1 protein-coding gene is annotated in these 2,655 nt (G+C 68.8%); it reads right to left on the bottom strand.

Annotated elements, in window-relative coordinates; translation table 11 throughout:
- Window positions 1-533: 533 nt before the first annotated feature.
- Window positions 534-2,204, bottom strand: coding sequence for a chromosomal replication initiator protein DnaA (dnaA, locus tag VFJ94_RS06295; RefSeq protein WP_325003345.1), 1,671 nt, complete (start codon window positions 2,202-2,204; stop codon window positions 534-536).
- Window positions 2,205-2,655 lie beyond the last annotated feature (451 nt).

Here is a 2,655-nt window from a genome sequence, read left to right as displayed (position 1 = left end):
GGCCGGCTGCGGCGCGCGGTTTCGGTGCCGTTCTCGGGGCGATCCCAGGTCATTGAGAGGTTCATCGTCGTCATCGGTGCTGTGGATCCTGTGGACGGCGGGCGTCTGCGCAGGTCGCCTCGGCGTGCCGCGCCGCGCGATGCTGTGGGCGGCCTCGGGACAGCACCGACCGCGCTGTGGAAGCGCCCAGCGGCTGCACATCGTCCACACAGGTTTGCAGAGGGTTGTCCGCATTTGGCGGTGCGATGCCACCGCTTGTCCACAGCCGCTGTGGGCAAGCGCGCGCGGCGGGGTGGCGACAGGCGGGGCGGTGCCGGCGGCGCGGTCCACATGGTTTTCCACAGGTGGTGGACAAGATCCGTATGCCGTCGGGGCCGCAGGGCTTCGCGTGCTGACCGGACCGGGGCTGGCCGGACGGCACGCAGGGTCACGGTCCGGTCACGCTGTGTACCCAGCTGTGGACAGGGCTGTGGACGGCGAGGCCCTGGGCGACCCGCACGCGGGGACCCCGAGAGCCGCCGCCGCGACCGCGGCTACTGGGACTTCTGCTGCCGGATGCGGTTGGTCAGCTCGGTGACCTGGTTGTAGATGGCGCGGCGCTCCCCCATGAGCTCGCGGATCTTGCGGTCGGCGTGCATGACCGTGGTGTGGTCGCGGCCTCCGAAGTTCTGCCCGATCTTCGGCAGGGACAGGTCGGTCATCTCCCGGCAGAGGTACATGGCGATCTGCCGGGCCGTGACGAGCTGGCGCGACCGCGAGGACCCGCACAGGTCCTCCATCGTCACCGCGTAGTACGCGGCGGTCACCGCCATGATCGTGGCCGCGGTCACCTGGTTGGGCGTCTCGTTGGGCAGGACGTCCTTGAGGACGATCTCCGCGAGCGGCAGGTCGACCGGCTGGCGGTTGAGGTTGGAGAAGGCGGTGACGCGGATGAGGGCGCCCTCGAGCTCGCGGATGTTGGTCGAGAAGTTCGAGGCGATGTACTCCAGGACGTCGTCCGGGACCTTCATCCGCTCCTGGATCGCCTTCTTGCGCAGGATCGCGATGCGGGTCTCGAGGTCGGGGGGCTGGACGTCGGTGAGCAGGCCGGACTCGAAGCGGGTCCGCATCCGGTCCTCGAAGCCCGACAGCGCCTTGGGCGGCAGGTCCGAGGTGATGACGATCTGCTTGTTCGCGTTGTGCAGCGTGTTGAAGGTGTGGAAGAACTCCTCCTGGGTCTGCAGCTTGCCCTGGAGGAACTGGATGTCGTCGATGAGCAGCACGTCGACGCTGCGGTGCCGCGCCTGGAACGCGCTCGCCTTGTCGTCGCGGATGCTGTTGATGAAGTCGTTGGTGAACTCCTCGGAGTTCACGTAGCGCACCCGCACGTTCGGGAACATGGTGCGCGCGTAGTGGCCGATCGCGTGGAGCAGGTGCGTCTTGCCCAGACCGGACTCGCCGTAGACGAAGAGCGGGTTGTACGCCTTCGCCGGCGCCTCGGCGACCGCGACCGCCGCCGCGTGGGCGAAGCGGTTGCTCGCGCCGATGACGAAGGTGTCGAACGTGTACTTCGGGTTGAGTCGCGTGTCGCCGGGCGAGCTGGGCTCGGGACGCTGCTGGAGACGGAGCGGGCCGCTCTCGCCGCCGCTCAGCGGGTCGGGGCCGAGCTCCATCTGCGTCTGCACGTCGGGGTATGCCGGCCGGGCGGGTTCGTCGAGGTCGGCGCCGTTGAGGGCGGGCGCGCTCTCGGCGAGGTCGCGCAGCGGGTTGTGCTGGGCGTGGTGCGCCTGCGGGTGCGTGCCGGGGTGGGCGGGGCTGCCGAAGCCTGCGGATCCGGTTGCCGCGCCACCCTGGGCGAGGCCGTTGTGATGCCCCGCCGAGCCGTTGCTGTCGGAGCCGGCCTGGCGGCGGCCGTCGTTGACCTGGCCGGTGGGCTCGTCGCTGATCATGCCGAGGTCGGTCTCGAGACTCTCGTCGACCGATACCGCGACCTGGACGGGGTGCCCGAGCTGGTCGGCGAGAGCGGTGTGGACCTGCTCGCGCACGCGCGTCTCGAGGAAGTCCTTGGTGAAGGTGTTGGGAGCGCGCACCAGCGCGATCTGGTCGAGCACCCCGACGAGGCGGCAGAGCCGGACGAAGGCGCGCTCCTGGTTCGACAGCCCCGAGTCGAGTGTGCCGAGCGTCTGCTGCCAGATCTGCGCGTAGTCGACGCCTGTCTCGGCCACCAATCCCACCTGCCCTGACTTCAATTCCGTTGCACTTGTTGCGATCCCGGCGCTGAGCGCACTCGAGCTGGCCGGAGCGGGAGCTCGACCGTGCCGGGTCGGACGACTGGGGACGTCCGGTGCCTTGGTGAACGATGCCCTGTTGTCCACACGTTTGTCCACAGCCTGTGCATGGGTCGGGCGAGGATCGTGAAGTCGAAAACCTACCCCGGCTGAGCCGCCGTGACAATCACGTCCGGAAGAGAACTTTCTCGTCGTCGGCGTGTCGCCTTGCAATCGTCCACCGACGTTCGAAGATCGTCGGTTCTGCCCTCATCGGCGCGACTCCTCCCACCGGTTTGACCCTTCTTCCGGGCGCCCGTATCGTTGACCGAGCGTGTCTGCGACCTCTTTCGCATGCCCATGGCCCCGGGCCCGGTTCGTCCGGTTCCCGGTCCTCCCTGGGCTTGCC

The organism is Intrasporangium sp. (assembly GCF_035688975.1).
Taxonomy (GTDB): domain Bacteria; phylum Actinomycetota; class Actinomycetes; order Actinomycetales; family Dermatophilaceae; genus CALMNV01.
The sequence above is the reverse complement of the archived record's forward strand: the minus strand, read 5'-3'. Positions and strand labels throughout refer to the sequence as shown.